The sequence below is a fragment of the Vibrio hepatarius genome (assembly GCF_043642085.1).
Classification (GTDB): Bacteria; Pseudomonadota; Gammaproteobacteria; order Enterobacterales; family Vibrionaceae; genus Vibrio; species Vibrio hepatarius_C.
The window spans coordinates 1-18,701 of sequence record NZ_JBHZSA010000016.1; the positions used below are offsets into that span (position 1 = coordinate 1).

Consider the following 18,701-nt stretch of genomic DNA (forward strand, 5'->3'; position numbering starts at 1 on the left):
TTCAGTTGGTTAGAATACCGGCCTGTCACGCCGGGGGTCGCGGGTTCGAGTCCCGTCCGCTCCGCCACTTATTTAGACAAAGCCCTAGTAGAAATACTAGGGCTTTTTCGTATCTATAAGATTAATTTGGTCTGCGACCAACGAGTCCCGCTTGAGCGCAAGCCCGGCCGCCCCGCCACTTATTTAGAAAGTCTCGTCTTACGACTAGGCTTTCGTCGTATAGAAGCCCGTTGCTAACGCAACGGGCTTTTGGCGTTTAAGGGCCAAGGAATAGTCTCAGTCCTCGGTAACACTTCTTGGAACTACGAGATTGCTTTTCCTCGACCTTCGACAGACACATTGTCATTCCATTGAACAACGAAGGAGTGAGTCGGGAATCTCTATAAGTTCTCGGCTTGCTTCAGGTCTCTCCTGCTGTTGATCCCACGACTGCTAACTTATTGAGACCAAGTTGGGCTGACCCTAAGCGCTACCCTTCCATAATTTCTCGTTTCTCAGCAACAAAAAAGGCCAGCTAATGCTGACCTTCTGATTATTCTTGCTATTGTCCTATTAAAGAATAATATCTCTAACTTCAGGATCTTTACGCTCTAAGTAGTGAATTGACTTAATACGACGAATGGTACGGCAGCGACCGCGAATTAATAGTGTTTCGGTAGTCGCAATATTACCTTGGCGGGTGATGCCTTCAAGCAGATCGCCTTTAGTAATCCCTGTTGCGGCGAAAACAACGTTATCACTGCGAGCCATATCTTCCATCGTTAGTACAACATTGGCTTTAACGCCCATCTCTTCACAGCGTTTCAACTCAGCAGCACCATAGATACGGTTTTCTTCGCTGTCGCCTTTCACTTCATGACGTGGAAGAAGTTGACCATGCATGTCACCATCTAGTGCGCGAATAACCGCTGCAGATACTACGCCCTCTGGAGCGCCACCGATGCAGTACATCGCATCGACTTCGCTGTCCGGCATACACGTAAGGATAGACGCTGCAACGTCGCCATCAGGCACCGCAAATACTCTTACGCCCATTGCTTGCATCTGTGCAATCACGTCATCGTGGCGAGGCTTAGCTAAGGTAATCACAACCAAGGTATCTAGTGTCTTGTTTAGCGCCTTAGCAATGTTCTCTAAGTTTTCTTTTAGTGGCTTATTTAGGTCAATGCATCCTTTTGCGCCAGGGCCTACAACCAATTTTTCCATGTACATATCTGGTGCTTTGAGGAAGCTTCCTTTCTCACCTGCAGCCAGTACAGCAAGGGCATTCGATTGACCCATAGCTGTCATGCGCGTTCCTTCAATTGGGTCTACTGCAATGTCGACTTCATCACCACCAATACCGACTTGTTCACCGATGTAGAGCATTGGCGCGTCATCGATCTCGCCTTCACCAATCACGATCTCTCCGCTGATCTCTGTTTTGTTGAGTAGGGTGCGCATAACTTCCACGGCTGCACCATCAGCTGCATTTTTGTCGCCTCGACCAAGCCATTTGTAACCAGCTAGTGCTGCGCCTTCGGTAACTCGAGAAAATGCCATTGCTAAATCGCGTTTCATGATGACTCCAAAATTCAAGGAAAGAGAAAAATAAAAACGGCCGAATTTTAGCATATCAAGAAGGAAACGTTTGCTTTTTTAATTGCGCCACCATTGAACTACATCAATCTAGTGAGTTAAATTGGTCATTGAGATTAACCCGCTCCCTAGATGTAAGGTGATTGTCAATTTGCGCTGTTTTTTTGACCGAATGGTGCAAAATATCAAATATAGGGAGTGTTTATCAGCTCTCGGCTGAGTAGAATGGAACAAAATAGGTTTTGGTACATTAGTGGCCAAAACCCTTATCCGAATAAATATAGGTAGGCTAAGATGTCTTTTGAAGTACTAGAACAACTAGAAACTAAAATCCAAACTGCAGTAGATACTATTGCCCTTCTACAGATGGAAGTTGAAGAGCTTAAAGAAGAAAAAGAAAAGCTAGCTACTGAAGCCAATGAACTACGCGCAAACCGTGAAGATCTTGAGCAGAAAGCACAGCAGATGCAACAAGAGCACTCTGCATGGCAAGAGCGCATCCGTAATCTACTAGGTAAAATGGATGAAGTAGAGTAAGTCATACTTTACTTGAACAGACTAAAAGGGCCGAACATTGTGTTCGGCCCTTTTGTTTTGAAAGGTTTTTTTTGAAGGCGTAGCTTAGCCTTGTGGGCGAACACCCAATGTATGACAAAGTGCGTAAGTCATCTCTGCACGGTTAAGGGTGTAGAAGTGGAAGTCTTTCACACCTTCACGGCTTAGAGTACGTACCATATCGATTGCTTGGCTAGCACCAACAAGCTGGCGTGTCGTTGGATCATCATCTAGCCCTTCAAACTGTTGTGCCATCCAGCCTGGTACCTTTACATTGTTCATCGCAGCGAAGCGTGAAGCCTGTTTAAAGTTCGATACAGGAAGGATGCCCGGTACGATTTCGACATCGATACCAGCAGCAACACTGCGGTCACGGAAGCGTAGATAGCTTTCAACATCAAAGAAGAACTGGGTGATTGCACGGTTAGCACCAGCGTCCACTTTACGTTTTAGGTTTAGTAGGTCAGCTTGAGCACTTTTCGCTTCAGGGTGTACTTCTGGGAAAGCTGCAACGGAAATATCAAAGTCATGACGCTCTTTCAGTAGCGTGACTAGATCAGATGCGTACATTTCAGGAGCGCCGCCACCCGCTGGAATATCACCACGCAGAGCAACAATGCTTTGGATTCCATTTGCCCAGTAATCATCAGCAATCTGGATCAGTTCTTCGCGCGAAGCATCAATACAGGTTAGGTGCGGTGCTGCTACTAGACCGGTTTGATCTTTAATTTCTTTGATGATGGAATGAGTTCTATCGCGCTCACCTGAGTTTGCGCCGTAAGTAACAGAAACAAATTTAGGTTTGAGAGTTTTTAAGCGGTGTACTGAATTCCATAGAGTCTCTTCCATTTTTTCACTGCTTGGCGGAAAAAACTCAAATGACACATTGATATTGTCAGACAGTTCAGCGATATTCTGATTTAAAGCGTCAATATGACTGGCGTGTGTGTATCCCATCTTACTCTCCCTGTGGCCATCAGTGCCAAAAACTCAAAAATCCCAATCGACGTTTAGACGTCTATATGTCTACAGAATGTATTGAATACGATTTAATGTCAACCGTACGGCTATGAATTTTTTTCAAGTTAATTATGAGTAGAGTTCAAGTTGAGTTGAAATCGATTAATGTAGAGAGAGGAAAGGTATTAGGCGCAGTGATGACTGCGCCTATGTTACTTAAAGTAAGCTAGAAAGAAGATTGAGATCTGATTGAATTGCGCCAGCGGTGACTTCTCTGCCTGCACCAGGACCACGAATAACTAGTGGGTTATCCTTGTACCATTTACTCTCAATCGCGAAGATGTTGTCACATGGTAACAGATTGGCTAAAGCGTGCTCTTTATTTAGCGCCTCCACGCCTACTGTAGCCGTTCCATTCTTTTCTAAGCGTGCAACATACCTTAGGACCTTATCATCGCGCTGGGCCTTTTCTAGGCGCTCTGCGAGTAGCTCACTGAGTAATTGGCTTTTATCTAAGAACTCATCTAATGAGACACCGGCAAGCTCTGCAGGAACTAGGCTTTCAACTTTGACTGATTCTGGCTCTAACGAAAGCCCAGATTCACGCGCTAGGATGACCAGCTTACGCATTACGTCAGAACCATCGAGATCACTGCGTGGATCTGGTTCAGTAAGGCCTTGTTGCCAAGCTAAGTCGACCAACTCTGCAAATGGAATCGTGCCGTCATATTGTTGGAATAACCATGAGAGTGTTCCTGAGAAGATGCCTGAAAGTGCGGTAATGTCATCACCACTTTCGCGCAGGTCACGCACGGTATGGTTGATTGGTAGGCCGGCACCAACCGTAGCATTGTATAACCAATGACGATTAATTTTCGCAAACGCATCTTGTACTTGATGATAATACTCACTTGAAGCTGAACCTGCGACTTTGTTCGCTGAGATTAAGTGCATGCCTTGCTCGGCAATCTCAAGATAGCGACCCGCTAGCGTTTGGCTTGCCGTCACATCAAGTACAACGACATCATCGTAACCTTGCAGAGCACCTAGTCTTTCTATCCAGTTGCTGCCCTCGTGACTGACTGACTCTTCATCAAAGTGTGCTGCCACTTTACTTGCATCAATACCGTCTGAGTCGAACCAATAGGTTTGGCTATCCACAACCGCCACTAGTTCGAAGTTCATGCCGTGGCGTTTTTCCAGTTCATTTTTCTGCTCAGTAAACAGGTCAATCCAACTTGAACCGATATTGCCTTTGCCACATAGCGCGATGGCAACACGCTTTTGCGCTTGGAACAGTTGGCTATGAATCGATTTAACCAGAGGGTTGGTATCCGTAGTACGTAGTACCGCGACTAAACTTAAGCGAGACAACGACTCAGAGATGAATTCAATTGGTGCATTTTTTAGCTGCTGGTAGAAACCGTAGCAATGATTGGCATTGGTTGTTACGCCAGCGCCAACGGCTGCCACCATTGAGTAGCCTTCTTTAAGCTTAATTTCGGCTTCAATCGCGGCATCTTGTAAATACTCTAGAGCACCGCCAGCGATCTCTGCGGTATAGGCTAAACGTAGACATTGCTGATCGGGCTGAGATTCATAGGTGAGAGGCTCAAGCTGCGCGCGCTTAAGGCAGCTTAGTACCTCATTTTCTACGCGTTGGAAGTCGTGACCAGAAGCAAAGTTAAGTTCGATTAAGAGCACTTCATCAAGTGATGAAATGATTTTGGCCCCGCGGCCTGATGCCAGCACACGTTCAATACGGGTTGAGCCCGACTCTGGTTGGTAGCTGCAACGTAGGTGCAGATCCATAGTGCTTTGCGCGACAGGCTGCAATGTACGGCTGTGTAAAACCGGAGCAGCTAAACGTGCCAATTCGCTGGCTTCATCTAAACGCAGTAAAGGTAGTAGACAAGCATCAGAGACTAAACGCGGGTCTGCACTGTAAACACCGGCAACATCGCTCCAAATTGTCACACGGCTTGCTTCCGCTAATGCGCCGATAACCGTTGCTGAATAATCGGAACCGTTACGGCCAAGCAGTACGGTATGGCCTTGGCTATCTTGAGCCATAAAGCCAGTAATGACGATACGGTGGTGGGAATGCTGTGCGAGGACTTCTTTAATCAAGGGGTAAGAAGTACCAAATTCAACTTCTGGCTGAGTGCCTGCTTCTGCGCGAAGGAATGCGCGAGCATCTTGGGCTACAGATGGTAATTCGTTTTGATTAAGCAAAGCAGACAGTAGGCGAGATGACCACATTTCACCGTGACCAAGAACCGCTGCTTTTTCAGCTTCTGTTAGCGGGGAGGTAAGCTCGCCAAGGGTGCTAAATTCATCACGCAGTGTTGCTAACAGTTGCTCGCGCTCTTCACCATTAAGTAGCGCTTCGACTAACTCAACTTGGAATTGACGCAGGCTTTGTAGCTCTTCATGGGCAAGACGGCCATCTTTACTCAGTGCTTCTAAAAAGGCGATTAGGCGGTTAGTTGTTTTCCCAGCTGCGGATACTACAACCAGGTCATCAGGCTTTGAGTATTCTTTGAGAATTCCCACCACTCGGCGGTAGCACTCTGGGTCTGCTAAGCTGCTACCACCAAATTTATGTAGCTGACGCTCGATAGACATTAGAATGCCTCCTTAGCTTTAGCAAACGCCTGCTGAAGGTCTTCAATTAAGTCATCAGCATCTTCTAAACCGACTGACAAGCGTAGCAGTTGCTGTGATACCCCAGCTTCGGCAAGTGCTTCTTCACCCATTGCGCGGTGGGTCATAGAGGCAGGGTGGCAAATTAGGCTCTCGACACCACCAAGTGACTCGGCGAGTGAGAACAGAGCTAGTTCACCAACAAAGTATTTCAACTGGTCAAAGCTACCAGCAAACTCAAAACTGAGCATTGAACCAAAACCTGACTGCTGCTTTTTAGCAATCTCGTGACCTGGATGATCCGGCAGGCTTGGGTGGTAGATGCTACCGACTAACTCTTGAGTTTGTAGGTAGTTTAAAATCTTACTTGAGCTTTCCTCGTGCACTTTCATACGCGCGCCTAACGTACGAATGCCGCGCAGAGTCATATAGCTATCAAATGGTGTGCCGGTTGCACCAATACAGTTACCCCACCAAGCTAACTCTTCAGCGTGTTGTTCAGTTTTAGTGATTACCACACCACCAATCACATCAGAGTGGCCGTTGATGTATTTAGTTGTTGAGTGAATAACAAAATCAGCGCCGAGCTCTAAAGGCTTTTGGAACACAGGTGTCAAAAAAGTATTGTCGACGGCAACCAAAGCGCCAACTTGTTTGGCTTGTTGACACACCTTCGCAATATCAACCACACGTACGAGTGGGTTTGAAGGTGTTTCTAACAGAATTAATTTTGGTTTTTTTGCGATAGCGGCGGCGAAGGCTTGCTGATCGGACTGATCAACAAACTCGACTTTAAAATCACCTTTATTAGCGCGGGTGTTGAATAGACGGTAGGTTCCGCCGTAACAATCATGCGGTGCCACGATAAGATCGTCTGGACCTAAGAAAGCAGATACCCAAAGGTTAAGTGCTGAGGTACCACAGTTAGTGACGACAGCGCCTTTACCAGACTCTAGCTCGAACAGAGCGGTTTCAAGTAAACCACGGTTTGGGTTTCCTGAGCGGGTATAGTCGTATTTTGGTACTTCGCCAAATGCCGGGAAGCCATAGTTGGTCGATAGGTAGATTGGTGGAACAACTGCGTGATGCTGAGTGTCAGACTCGATACCAGTACGTACCGCGATTGTGGCTGGTTTGCGGGTGCTCATAAGTGTTTCCTTTCGAACTTTAGTGACTTCTAGTAGGGAATACGCTATACCTGTTGGTTGTTAGATATATGTTATTCCAATCCCATATCTGTTCACTTTACTTGTCATTTTTGTGGCCGTCAACACTTCTAGACGTCTATATGTCTTTGCTTATGGCCATAAATCCCGCTAAAATTGCGCTTTCTAATTTCAAACATAAATATTTACAAAAGGTGCGCAATGGCAGATTGGAATGGCGAATACATAAGCCCATATGCTGAACATGGAAAGAAAAGCGAACAAGTAAAGAAGATTACCGTTTCTATTCCATTGAAAGTATTGAAGGTATTGACTGATGAGCGTACGCGCCGTCAGATTAATAACCTCCGCCACGCAACTAATAGCGAGCTATTGTGTGAAGCATTTCTTCATGCTTACACAGGCCAACCATTGCCGACGGATGAAGATTTACGTAAAGATCGCCCAGACGATATTCCTGCAGAAGTGAAAAAACTGATGACAGAGATGGGTATTGAATTCGAAGCGTTTGACGAAGAATAATAAAAACCACAAGCACCTTAGTTTTTCGCTGTGAGCCAATACTGAATAGATACAAAAAAACCGCTGTCCATTGGAGAGCGGTTTTTTATTATCCGTGATGAAAACGGATTAGCTTTCCATGTAGTTCTCTGGCATTTCGATACGCGCAACACCTGAGTCAACTGCAGCTTGAGCTACCGCTTTAGCTACGCGAGGTAGTAAGCGCGAATCCATTGGTTTTGGAATGATGTAACCAGGACCGAATGAAAGCGCATCAACGCCTGCCGCCGTCAGTACTTCAACTGGCACTTCTTCTTTAGCTAGTTGACGAATTGCATCAACCGCTGCCAGCTTCATTTCGTCGTTAATCTCACTTGCACGTACGTCAAGCGCGCCACGGAAGATGAATGGGAAACAAAGTACGTTGTTAACTTGGTTCGGGTAGTCAGAACGGCCTGTGCCCATGATTAGATCGTCACGAACTTCGTGAGCGAGCTCTGGCTTGATCTCTGGATCTGGGTTCGAACATGCGAATACAACAGGTTTGTCTGCCATTAGCTTAAGTGCTTCTGGTGACAGTAGGTTAGGACCCGATACACCCAAGAACAGATCTGCTCCTTCAATCACGTCTTCTAGTGTGCGCTTATCGGTGTTGTTGGCGAATAGCTGTTTGTATTCGTTCAGATCGTCACGACGAGTATGAATGACACCCTTACGGTCAAGCATGTAGATCTTTTCGCGCATTGCGCCACATTTGATCAATAGCTCCATACACGCAACAGCAGCAGCGCCAGCACCCAGACACACAATTGTCGCTTCTTCTAATTTTTTGCCTTGTAGCTCAATCGCATTAAGCATACCTGCAGCCGTTACAATCGCCGTACCGTGTTGGTCATCGTGGAACACAGGTACATCACAACGCTCGATAAGCTGTTTTTCAATTTCAAAACAATCAGGTGCTTTGATGTCTTCAAGGTTAATACCACCAAAGGTGTCGGCGATGTTTGCCACTGTATCAACAAACTCTTCGATAGTGCGGTGTTTTACTTCAATATCAATTGAGTCTAGACCTGCAAAACGTTTGAATAGAAGTGATTTACCTTCCATTACAGGCTTTGATGCTAGAGGACCTAAGTTACCTAGACCAAGAATGGCAGTGCCGTTTGAGATAACCGCAACCATATTTCCTTTCGAAGTGTACTTGTAAACGTTATCGGCGTTTTGCGCGATTTCACGTACAGGTTCTGCCACGCCTGGGCTGTATGCTAGTGCGAGATCCTTAGCTGTTTCAGCTGGAGTCGTTAGTGCGACAGCGATTTTTCCTGGAGTAGGGTAAGCATGGTAGTCCAGTGCTTGTTGGCGGAATTGTTCTTCTGGGGATAATTCTTGGCGATTGTCGTCTGACATGGGTGTAGGTACTCGTTATTAATTATAAATAATGGGGAAATCCATTTTAGAGTAACTAAGTCAAGCTGCATAGGTCAGAATGCGAGCTAAAGCAATAAAATGCGGTAAATGACTGGAGATAAGACCAGATGAATAGAGATATGGCTAGCGAATCTAAAATTTAGTAATAGATTACTCTGAAAAATAGCAATTTGGTCGGTAGCAGAAAACAAAAAAGGACGCCTGAGCGTCCTTTTTTCCAATCAAGTCGAAGAAATTACTTCTTGCTTGAAAGAGCACCGAAACGCTTGTTGAAGCGATCAACACGGCCGCCTGTATCTACGATACGTTGCTTACCAGTGTAGAATGGGTGACATTTGTCACATACGTCTAGGTGGATAGAATCTTTAGCTAGAGTTGAGTTGAACTCGAAAGAGTTACCGCAAGAACAAGTAGCTTTGATTGCTTTGTATTCTGGGTGGATACCAGTTTTCATGGGAGAACCTCTAAATAGGCCGTGTCGCTATCCGAATCTAAGCCGGACACCACACGTAGTTAATAAAAAATTATCTTGGATACCGCTGCCATAAAGCGAGCCATATCCTAAGGCGCGATATAGTAATGAATACGTGCGTTAGGATCAACCGATTTGGAAACAAACTTGCTACTTTTTTAGCCATTATTGTTTTTGACAGACTTTTGCGCCTCTCTTTCCACTGCAAGGCTTTTCCCTTAGACTAATTATCGATTCCTTCCAGCGAGCTTTTTTGCCAAACAATGCGACCTTTGATAGCCCGAGTAGCGTTACCTGTGCCACTCGATAAACAGTTTGATTACCAGATTCCAAGTCACCTATTTCCGGTAATAGGTGGGCGAGTGTCGGTACCTTTTGGTCGTCAGACGTTAGTGGGCGTGGTGACTGCGTTTGCCAATGAGTCTGAGTTCAGCCTTGATAAGCTTAAACCGATTAAGCAAGTTCTCGATAGCCAACCAGTCTGGCCTGAAAAGCTTTACTCATTATTGCTTTGGTGCAGCCAGTTTTATCAGTACCCATTGGGTGACACGCTACTCAATGCGATGCCAAGTGCACTGCGTAAAGGCAAGCCAGCTGACTTTGCTACGCTGGTGGAGTGGCAACTGACCCCGGCAGGGCGCGATCAGTTAATGCAAGGCTTTGGTCGAGCGATTAAGCAAGCTAAGGTGATGCACATGCTTGAAGCAGGCGCGCTGCCGCACCAAAGGTTTATTGATGAGGAAGTCTCCTCTTCGGTGCTCAAATCACTCAGTGAAAAAGATTGGATTGAGTCGCTTGAAACTAAGCCCGTTATTCGAGATTGGCGTCAGCACGTTGAAGCCAATGTTGACAAGCCTAAGCTCAACTCGGAACAAGCCATCGCTATTGCCACGGTAAATAGTGGTGAAGGGTTTGGCTGTTATCTGTTAGAAGGGGTGACAGGATCGGGTAAAACAGAGGTCTATCTAAACCTCATTAAACCTGTTTTGGAAAAAGGTCAGCAAGCTTTGGTTCTTGTGCCTGAAATAGGTCTAACCCCACAAACGATTAACCGTTTTAGAAAACGTTTTGATGTCCCCGTTGAGGTAATCCACTCGGGTCTTAACGATACCGAGCGTTTGAATGCTTGGCTTAGCGCGCGTGATAATGCCTGCGGCATCGTGATTGGTACCCGCTCTGCGCTGCTGACCCCTTTTGCTAATCTGGGCATCATTATCGTCGATGAAGAACATGACGCCTCATACAAGCAGCAAGACAGCTTACGTTATCATGCGCGCGATGTGGCGGTGATGCGGGCGAATAAAGAGCAGATCCCAATTGTATTAGGCTCTGCAACACCAGCGTTAGAAACGCTGCATAACGCCTTAGCGGGTAAGTATCATCATTTGGTGCTCTCATCTCGCGCTGGTAATGCGACACCGACCACTAATAAAGTCCTCGATGTGAAAGGTCTCTACCTTGAAAGTGGTCTGTCTGCCCCTTTAATTGCCGAAATGCGTAAGCACCTTAAAGCGGGCAACCAAGTGATGCTGTTTCTCAATCGACGTGGCTTCTCACCTGCTTTGATGTGTCATGAATGTGGTTGGATTGCAGAGTGTAAACGCTGTGATGCCTATTACACCTACCACCAATACAGCAATGAAATTCGTTGTCATCACTGTGGGTCTCAGCAGCCGATTATTCACCAGTGCCAAGGTTGTGGCTCGACGCATCTAGTCACGGTCGGCGTAGGGACGGAGCAACTGGAAACCCAGTTAGCAGAGCTGTTCCCTGAATATAAAACTATTCGTATCGACCGTGATAGCACTCGCCGTAAAGGCAGCTTAGAGAGTGCGCTTGGTGCGATCCGAAATGGGGAATATCAGATCCTGATTGGTACCCAGATGTTGGCCAAAGGTCACCACTTTCCTGATGTTACCCTAGTGGCACTTCTTGATGTTGATGGCTCACTCTACAGTAGTGATTTTCGCGCCTCGGAACGTTTAGCTCAGCTATTTATTCAGGTTGCAGGTCGAGCTGGGCGTGCGAGCAAACCGGGTGAGGTGGTATTACAAACTCACCATCCAGAACACAGCTTATTGCAGGCTTTATTGACCAAGAGTTATCGCCACTTTGCCGATACCGCCTTGCAAGAAAGAAAACTAGCGCAATTACCGCCGTACAGTTTCTTGACCCTATTTAGAGCGGAAGCGAACCAATCAGAAATGGTGGAAGAGTTTTTGCGTCAAGTTCGCCATACCTTGGAAGCTCATCCGTTGTTTGATGATTTTTGTCAGGTGTTAGGCCCAACACCAGCACCGCTCGCGAAAAGGGCTGGTAAGTATCGTTGGCAGTTATTACTCCAGACTCAGAGTCGTCCAACAATGCAAAAGTTACTTGCAAGCGCTAAGCCTGTGATTCAAATGCTCCCGCATGCAAAAAAAGTGCGTTGGACCCTCGATATTGAGCCGCAAGATCTCAGTTGATCAAGTCAGTTAGAGTTGGAAGGAGAGTGGCGCTAAACCGCACTCTTTTGGCTTTTGATAAATGTATATGCAGAATTTTTTCATTTATTTGTGATTAAGATCTCTCACTGGCTGCCTATTTTGTTAAATCTCCCGTAACTTTACTCCTTGAAATGAATACACTAGGTCATGTGCAAATAGTTTATTTTTCAACGATAGTTGGCGAGTAAAACGTTTGCGTTGTAATTAAATACAGAAGATAGGTGTTTTAGCCTACGTTACGTCAGGTCGTTCGCGGGACGATTTAGATGCAATTCATTAGGTTTAGGTGGCAACTAGGCTGCCAATTTAGGAAATGAAGAGGGTTAAGAAAATATGGCGACAATGAAGGATGTTGCCCAGCTTGCGGGAGTTTCAACAGCGACGGTTTCACGTGCGCTAATGAATCCAGAAAAGGTATCTTCAGCAACACGGAAAAGAGTCGAAGACGCTGTTTTAGAAGCTGGTTATTCACCAAACTCACTGGCGCGTAACTTACGCCGCAATGAGTCCAAAACAATTATCGCAATCATTCCAGATATCTGTGACCCATACTATACCGAGATTATTCGTGGTATCGAAGACGCTGCTATGGAACATGGCTACATTGTTCTACTGGGCGATAGTGGGCAACAAAAGAAACGAGAAAGTTCATTTGTGAACTTAGTGTTTACTAAGCAAGCGGATGGCATGTTACTGCTAGGTACTGATCTTCCTTTTGATGTCAGTAAACCTGAGCAGAAGAATCTCCCACCTATGGTGATGGCTTGTGAGTTTGCACCTGAGCTAGAACTGCCAACGGTGCACATCGATAACCTCACCTCAGCATTTGAAGCAGTCAATTACTTAACTCAGATGGGGCACAAGCGCGTAGCGCAGATCTCCGGTCCAGAATCAGCAACACTATGTCAGTTCCGCCACCAAGGCTATCAACAAGCGTTGCGTCGTGCGGGTATCACAATGACGACCAGCTACTGTACTTATGGCGACTTTACCTTTGAAGCTGGGGCGAAAGCGATTCGTCAACTACTGGCGTTGCCTGAGCCACCAACTGCGGTGTTCTGTCATAACGATGCAATGGCCATTGGTGCGATTCAAGAAGCGAAGAAGCTTGGTTTACGAGTTCCTCAAGATCTTTCTATTGTTGGCTTCGATGATATTCACTTTGCTCAATACTGTGATCCACCGTTAACGACGATCTCACAACCGCGTTATGAGATTGGCCGCCAAGCCATGTTGATGATGCTTGAGCTACTACGTGGTCATGATGTACGTGCGGGTTCGCGTTTACTTGAGACTAAGTTAGTAGTCAGAGAGAGTGCAGCTCCGCCTAGAGTTCTGTAATCTTAGATGTTTTCAAGCGGCGCATTTTGATGCGCCGCTTCCATATCTACGCTGTCATCCAGCGACAATCTGGATTAACATATCGGAAGTAGTAACCAACTTTATTGATGTTTAGTCGTGGCAAATAGAGATTACGTAAAAAGAGGCCGTGGTGGTAATAGCCGCAAGCCAGCAAAGAAGAAGAGTGCTCCTCGCCGTAAACCTTGGCGTAGTGGTTTGCTTGCTGTACTGCTTGTGAGTGTTTTTGGCTATGGTTTATATCTTCTCAGTACGGATCCCGAGCCACCGGCTCCGGTAGCACAACCGGTCAAACCTAAGCCGAAACCGAAGCCACAAGCGAAATTGCCGCCGCCTCCTGAAGAGAAGTGGGATTACGTTGATAGCTTGCCGAGCCGTGAAGTTGAAGTGAAGGCGAAAGAGCAAGTTGTGTCGGAGATTCCATACATCATGCAGTGCGGTGCGTACAAAAATGCTCAGCAAGCGGAAGCACGTAAACTGGATATTGCCTTCCAAGGTATTAATAGCCAAGTGCGCAAGAAAGAAGGCAGTAGTTGGTATCGCGTTGTACTAGGGCCTTACAAGTTTAAGCGTGATGCAGAGCGAGATAAGCATAAACTGCAGCGTGCCAAAATCGAGCCTTGTGCAATTTGGAAAGAAACGCAGTAATTAGAAAAAGCGAGCTATATGGCTCGCTTTTTTATTGGCTGCTTATCCGCTGTCATTCCATAGACTGACGAAGGAAGGAGTAGGGAATCTCTTAAGTTAACAGTCTTAGTTGAATAGATCCCCAACTCACTCGTACCTCGCTCTTGAGGGTGACTGGATAAAAAGCATTTCTCGTCAATTGCAGCTCCTTCTTCCCCCTTGAATTCCTCCATCTATAACCTCATATAGTTTTTAACACTGAGATTAAAATAACTATGAGGCCCTACTCGTGACTACCATTGTATCTGTACGTCGTAATAACAAAGTCGTCATCGCTGGTGATGGACAAGTATCTCTGGGTAACACAGTAATGAAGGGCAATGCGCGCAAAGTGCGTCGCCTCTACAATAACAAAGTTCTAGCGGGCTTTGCTGGTGGTACGGCTGATGCCTTCACTCTATTTGAGAAATTTGAAAGCAAGCTACAAATGCACCAAGGCCACCTGACCAAAGCTGCGGTGGAGCTGGCGAAAGATTGGCGCAGTGACCGTGCCCTGCGCAAACTAGAAGCGCTACTGGCTGTTGCGGATGAAACCACCTCTTTGATCATTACTGGTAATGGCGATGTGGTTCAGCCTGAAAATGATCTTATTGCGATCGGTTCAGGTGGTAACTTTGCCCAAGCGGCCGCAACCGCACTGCTTGAAAATACAGAATTAGATGCACGTGAAATTGCAGAGAAATCACTGACCATTGCGGGTGATATCTGTGTATTCACCAACCATCACCACACTATCGAAGAACTAGAAATTCCGGCTGCTCAAGCAGAGTAAGTAACGGCTTAAAAGCAAAGATAGTGCTAATCGAATTTAAGGAATTGAATTATGTCTGAAATGACTCCTCGCGAAATTGTTCATGAGCTTAACCGCCATATCATTGGCCAAGAAAATGCAAAGCGTTCTGTAGCGATCGCGCTACGTAACCGCTGGCGTCGTATGCAGCTTGAAGAGAGCCTGCGTGTCGAAGTAACACCAAAAAACATCCTAATGATTGGTCCAACGGGTGTGGGTAAAACAGAAATTGCTCGTCGTCTAGCTAAGCTGGCGAATGCACCTTTCATCAAGGTTGAAGCGACTAAGTTTACTGAGGTGGGTTACGTTGGTAAGGAAGTAGAAACCATCATCCGCGACCTAACGGATGTAGCGATTAAGATGACCCACCAGCAAGCGATGGAAAAAGTGAAATTCCGCGCTGAAGAGCAAGCAGAAGAGCGTATTCTTGATGCGCTACTGCCGCCAGCACGTGATGCTTGGGGTCAGAATGAACAGCAAGATGACAGTTCATCAAACACGCGTCAGGTTTTCCGCAAGAAGCTACGTGAAGGCAAGCTGGACGATAAAGAGATTGAAATCGATGTTGCTGCACCGCAGATGGGTGTGGAGATCATGGCTCCTCCTGGTATGGAAGAGATGACGAATCAGCTACAAGGTATGTTCCAAAACTTAGCGGGCGACACCAAGAAGAAGCGTAAGCTAAAAATCAAAGATGCGTTTAAAGCGTTAACCGAAGAAGAAGCCGCTAAGCTAGTTAACCAAGAAGAGTTGAAAGAGCAGGCGATTTTCAACGTTGAAAACAACGGTATCGTATTTATTGATGAGATCGACAAGATTTGTAAGCGCGGTGAAAGCTCAGGTCCTGACGTATCACGTGAAGGTGTTCAACGTGACTTACTGCCTCTGATTGAAGGTAGCACAGTGTCAACGAAACACGGTATGGTGAAAACTGACCACATCCTATTCGTGGCATCAGGTGCATTCCAAGTGGCGAAACCATCGGATCTTATCCCGGAACTGCAAGGTCGTCTGCCAATTCGTGTTGAGCTAGAAGCGCTATCAAGCAATGACTTTAAACGTATCTTGACTGAGCCTAAAGCGTCTTTGACTGAGCAGTACATTGCGCTAATGAAGACCGAAGAAGTCGATATCGAGTTTACTGAAGAAGGTATCACTCAGATCGCGGAAGCAGCATGGACGGTGAATGAAACCACAGAGAACATTGGTGCACGTCGTTTGCATACTGTTATGGAACGCCTAATGGATGAGATTTCATTCGAAGCGACGGATAAAGCCGGTTCTAAACTGACAATTGATGCTGAGTACGTGAGAGCGAAACTAGGCGATACGATTGAAGATGAAGATCTAAGCCGCTTTATTCTTTAGAACTCAATGTATTTTGCAAGCCCGCTCAATTGAGCGGGCTTTTTTATTGTAGCGATATAAGGTATTGTTTTTTCTGTTATTATTTTGTTTTGCTAGGGTCCGGGTGAATAGTGTTTTGTTTTATATCGGAGCTATCTGTATATAAAAACATCGAGAATGTGGTGTGCAATTAGCTTTTTTCTCTGTATGATGGCGCGCTTTTATGATCATCCTCACATTATTTTGTAATGGGAGGGAAACACGCCTAACCCGAAATATCGGGCCAGCAAAAGCGAGACTCTAATGTCTAGAGCCAGTTTGGCGGCAGGTGACCCCTGCATTTCTGATGTCGATAACTCGACCACTTCACTTCATCTACCTAACAAAGTAAACATACGCTCTCAGCTAGAGCTGTCTAACCCAGTACTGTGGATCAGCGGAAGCTTCCTAACCATCTTTGTGCTGCTGGCACTGTTTGATACCCAGCTATTGACGAATCTCGTCAATCTTGGCTTTGGTTACGCAACACAACTTTTCGGTGGCTATTGGCAGCTGTTAATTCTTGCTAACTTCGTGATTGGCCTGTTCCTAACAGTAGGCCAGACCGGTTATGTGCGCTTAGGTGGCTTAGAGCAACCGGAAGTGGGCACATTCAAATGGCTCTCAATCTTGCTATGTACTTTGCTCGCTGGTGGTGGTGTATTTTGGGCTGCGGCAGAGCCTATCGCACACTTTGTCGCGCCGCCGCCATTTTATGGCCAAGCTGAAGCTCGCGATATGGCCATCAATGCACTTTCTCAATCGTTTATGCATTGGGGATTCTTGGCTTGGGCGATCTTAGGTTCATTGTCGTCAATAGTCTTAATGTATCTTCACTACGAGAAAGGCTTACCACTTAAACCGCGTACTTTGCTTTATCCGCTATTTGGTGAACGTGCACTGCATGGCTGGTTTGGTAATACGGTCGATGCGCTAAGTATTATCGCTGTGGCTGCCGGCACGATTGGGCCGATTGGTTTTCTCGGCTTGCAAATTAGCTATGCGGTTAATGCGCTATTTGGCATTCCGGATGGGTTGATGACCCAGACACTGGTTGTGCTACTGGCGATGGCAGCCTATACCTTATCGGCACTGAGTGGCCTGAGCAAAGGCATGCAACTTATTAGTCGCTATAACATCATTCTATCGCTGGTGTTGGTGGTGTTTATTTTGATCGCCGGCCCAACAAGCTTCATTGTCGATGGTTACATCCAAGGCATGGGCCAAATGATCGATAACTTTGTGCCGATGGCTTTATATCGTGGTGATACCAACTGGCTTAGCTGGTGGACGGTGTTCTTTTGGGGATGGTTTATTGGCTATGCACCGATGATGGCGATCTTCATCGCTCGAATTTCGCGCGGAAGAACCATTCGCCAATTGATCTTGGCCATCAGCATTGTGGCTCCGCTTATTACCTGTTTCTGGTTTAGCATTGTTGGTGGTAGTGGCTTAGCATTTGAACTGGCTAATCCAGGCAGTATCAAGGCAGGCTTTGAAGGTTTTAATCTGCCGGGCGTATTATTGGCGATCACTCAACAGTTGCCGTTCTCGATGCTATTGGCGGTGCTGTTTTTGATTTTGACCACCACCTTTATCGTCACTACTGGTGACTCGATGACTTACACCATTAGCATGGTGATGACAGGTGACAGCCAACCAAACGTGCTGATTCGTACCTTCTGGGGCATCGTGATGGGGGCAATTGCGATTGTGTTAATCTCAATGGGAGAGGGCGGAATTTCTGCTTTGCAATCTTTCATCGTCATCACCGCCGTTCCCGCATCATTCATTATTTTGCCTTCATTGTGGGCGGCGCCCAAGTTTGCTCATCAAATGGCCAAACAACAGCGTTTACTCAAATAAAAAAAATCCCTCGCCATGGCGAGGGATTTTTATATCAAGCGGTAGCTTAAATCATGAAAATGAAGATTACCGCCAATGCTGTAATCAAACCAGCAAACGCGTAACACGCGACTTTGCCGACTAGACCAGTGTGGAACTTAAGGTCGTGCATACCATGATGGACACGGTGCATTGCATGCCACATTGGTAGTGCTAGTGTACCAATGATAAATAGCGCACCAATGATGCTTGTGGCAAACTCAGACACACGTTCGTAGCTAAGCGCTTCAGCGTTAATCACGCCCAGTGGTGCTAGCACACCAAGTACTAAGATAGTGATTGGTGTGATCATCGCAAACCAAGTGCCGCCAGCGCCAAATAGGCCCCACCAGATTGGCTCATCAGAACGTTTTGGAGCTCTATCAACAGAGTAATTAGGTTTCATCGTTAACGCTCCTTACACCACGACTAAGACGATTAGTGAAATAAATGCCACTGCAGCCCATTGAGTTAGCACAATAATTTTCTTGTCTACTGGCTTACCTTTAAGGCGAATCGGCATAACTTGCGGCATCATGCTAAAGAAAGTTTGAGCATGAAGCAGGCTACCAGCGAGTGCGACGATGTTAATCGCGATGATCACTGGGTTAGCCATGAAGTTTAGCCAAGTTTGCCATGCTTCAGGACCTTTCACTAATGAGCCTAAACCGAAGGTTAGGAACAGTGTGAATAGGATCAGTGGCAGTACTGTTGCTTCACGCAGCATGTAGAAGCGGTAAAACGGATGATTTTTCCACCAAGTACGTTTTACTTCACGAACGTAAGGTTTACGGTTACTCATC

General features: G+C 46.2%; 16 protein-coding genes. 8 read left to right on the plus strand and 8 right to left on the minus strand.

From position 1 onward, the window contains the following. Nucleotides 1-552: 552 nt before the first annotated feature. Nucleotides 553-1,560, minus strand: a complete 1,008-nt coding sequence (gene glpX, locus ACHUFZ_RS19400) for a class II fructose-bisphosphatase (RefSeq protein WP_394128433.1) — start codon at nt 1,558-1,560, stop codon at nt 553-555. 312 nt (nt 1,561-1,872) lie between these two features. On the opposite strand from glpX, the gene zapB reads away from it, so the two are divergent. Then, on the plus strand, nt 1,873-2,115 hold the full coding sequence (gene zapB / locus ACHUFZ_RS19405; RefSeq protein ID WP_394128434.1) for a cell division protein ZapB: 243 nt from the start codon (nt 1,873-1,875) through the stop codon (nt 2,113-2,115). A gap of 84 nt (nt 2,116-2,199) precedes the next feature. On the opposite strand, the gene metF is transcribed toward zapB, so the two are convergent. The 3 genes from metF to ACHUFZ_RS19420 form a co-directional block, all read right to left on the minus strand. Further along, nucleotides 2,200-3,090: a methylenetetrahydrofolate reductase gene (gene metF, locus ACHUFZ_RS19410; RefSeq protein ID WP_134836578.1), complete on the minus strand. Its 891-nt coding sequence runs from the start codon at nt 3,088-3,090 to the stop codon at nt 2,200-2,202. Between the two features lie 219 nt (nt 3,091-3,309). After that, nucleotides 3,310-5,721 carry a bifunctional aspartate kinase/homoserine dehydrogenase II gene (locus tag ACHUFZ_RS19415; protein WP_394128435.1) on the minus strand — a complete coding sequence of 804 codons (2,412 nt, stop codon included), beginning with the start codon at nt 5,719-5,721 and terminating at the stop codon, nt 3,310-3,312. Beyond that, nucleotides 5,721-6,887: an O-succinylhomoserine (thiol)-lyase gene (locus ACHUFZ_RS19420; RefSeq protein WP_394128436.1), complete on the minus strand. Its 1,167-nt coding sequence runs from the start codon at nt 6,885-6,887 to the stop codon at nt 5,721-5,723. Before ACHUFZ_RS19420 ends, ACHUFZ_RS19415 begins: the two co-directional genes overlap by 1 nt. Before the next feature lie 219 nt (nt 6,888-7,106). Here ACHUFZ_RS19420 and metJ point away from each other — a divergent pair, with 219 nt between their 5' ends. After that, the gene (gene metJ, locus ACHUFZ_RS19425; RefSeq protein ID WP_004415993.1) at nt 7,107-7,427 is read left to right on the plus strand and encodes a met regulon transcriptional regulator MetJ; all 321 of its coding nucleotides are present in this window, start codon (nt 7,107-7,109) and stop codon (nt 7,425-7,427) included. A gap of 108 nt (nt 7,428-7,535) precedes the next feature. On the opposite strand, the gene ACHUFZ_RS19430 is transcribed toward metJ, so the two are convergent. Further along, a complete protein-coding gene (locus ACHUFZ_RS19430) occupies nt 7,536-8,813 on the minus strand; it encodes a malic enzyme-like NAD(P)-binding protein (protein WP_394128437.1) in 1,278 nt (425 codons plus the stop codon). Nucleotides 8,814-9,069: 256 nt separating this feature from the next. After that, nucleotides 9,070-9,288 (minus strand): 50S ribosomal protein L31, encoded by a 219-nt coding sequence (gene rpmE, locus ACHUFZ_RS19435; RefSeq protein ID WP_053410189.1) that lies wholly within the window; start codon nt 9,286-9,288, stop codon nt 9,070-9,072. Between the two features lie 281 nt (nt 9,289-9,569). Between rpmE and priA the strand changes: the two genes are divergently transcribed. The 6 genes from priA to ACHUFZ_RS19465 all read left to right on the plus strand — a co-directional run bounded on the left by priA (nt 9,570) and on the right by ACHUFZ_RS19465 (nt 17,880). After that, complete coding sequence (gene priA / locus ACHUFZ_RS19440; protein ID WP_394128438.1) at nt 9,570-11,771, plus strand: primosomal protein N'; 2,202 nt, start codon at nt 9,570-9,572, stop codon at nt 11,769-11,771. Between the two features lie 354 nt (nt 11,772-12,125). Then, nucleotides 12,126-13,133 (plus strand): DNA-binding transcriptional regulator CytR, encoded by a 1,008-nt coding sequence (cytR, locus tag ACHUFZ_RS19445; RefSeq protein WP_053441444.1) that lies wholly within the window; start codon nt 12,126-12,128, stop codon nt 13,131-13,133. Between the two features lie 117 nt (nt 13,134-13,250). Next, nucleotides 13,251-13,799, plus strand: coding sequence for a cell division protein FtsN (gene ftsN / locus ACHUFZ_RS19450; protein ID WP_394128439.1), 549 nt, complete (start codon nt 13,251-13,253; stop codon nt 13,797-13,799). Between the two features lie 268 nt (nt 13,800-14,067). Next, on the plus strand, nt 14,068-14,610 hold the full coding sequence (gene hslV, locus ACHUFZ_RS19455) for an ATP-dependent protease subunit HslV (protein WP_394128440.1): 543 nt from the start codon (nt 14,068-14,070) through the stop codon (nt 14,608-14,610). Nucleotides 14,611-14,661: 51 nt separating this feature from the next. Further along, nucleotides 14,662-15,996 carry an HslU--HslV peptidase ATPase subunit gene (hslU, locus tag ACHUFZ_RS19460; protein WP_394128441.1) on the plus strand — a complete coding sequence of 445 codons (1,335 nt, stop codon included), beginning with the start codon at nt 14,662-14,664 and terminating at the stop codon, nt 15,994-15,996. 282 nt (nt 15,997-16,278) lie between these two features. Continuing rightward, complete coding sequence (locus ACHUFZ_RS19465; protein ID WP_394128442.1) at nt 16,279-17,880, plus strand: BCCT family transporter; 1,602 nt, start codon at nt 16,279-16,281, stop codon at nt 17,878-17,880. A gap of 46 nt (nt 17,881-17,926) precedes the next feature. On the opposite strand, the gene frdD is transcribed toward ACHUFZ_RS19465, so the two are convergent. Together frdD and frdC are read right to left on the minus strand one after the other, a co-directional pair. After that, nucleotides 17,927-18,304: a fumarate reductase subunit FrdD gene (frdD, locus tag ACHUFZ_RS19470; RefSeq protein ID WP_134836568.1), complete on the minus strand. Its 378-nt coding sequence runs from the start codon at nt 18,302-18,304 to the stop codon at nt 17,927-17,929. Nucleotides 18,305-18,316: 12 nt separating this feature from the next. Further along, the gene (frdC, locus tag ACHUFZ_RS19475) at nt 18,317-18,700 is read right to left on the minus strand and encodes a fumarate reductase subunit FrdC (RefSeq protein ID WP_053441439.1); all 384 of its coding nucleotides are present in this window, start codon (nt 18,698-18,700) and stop codon (nt 18,317-18,319) included. Nucleotide 18,701: the final 1 nt, after the last annotated feature.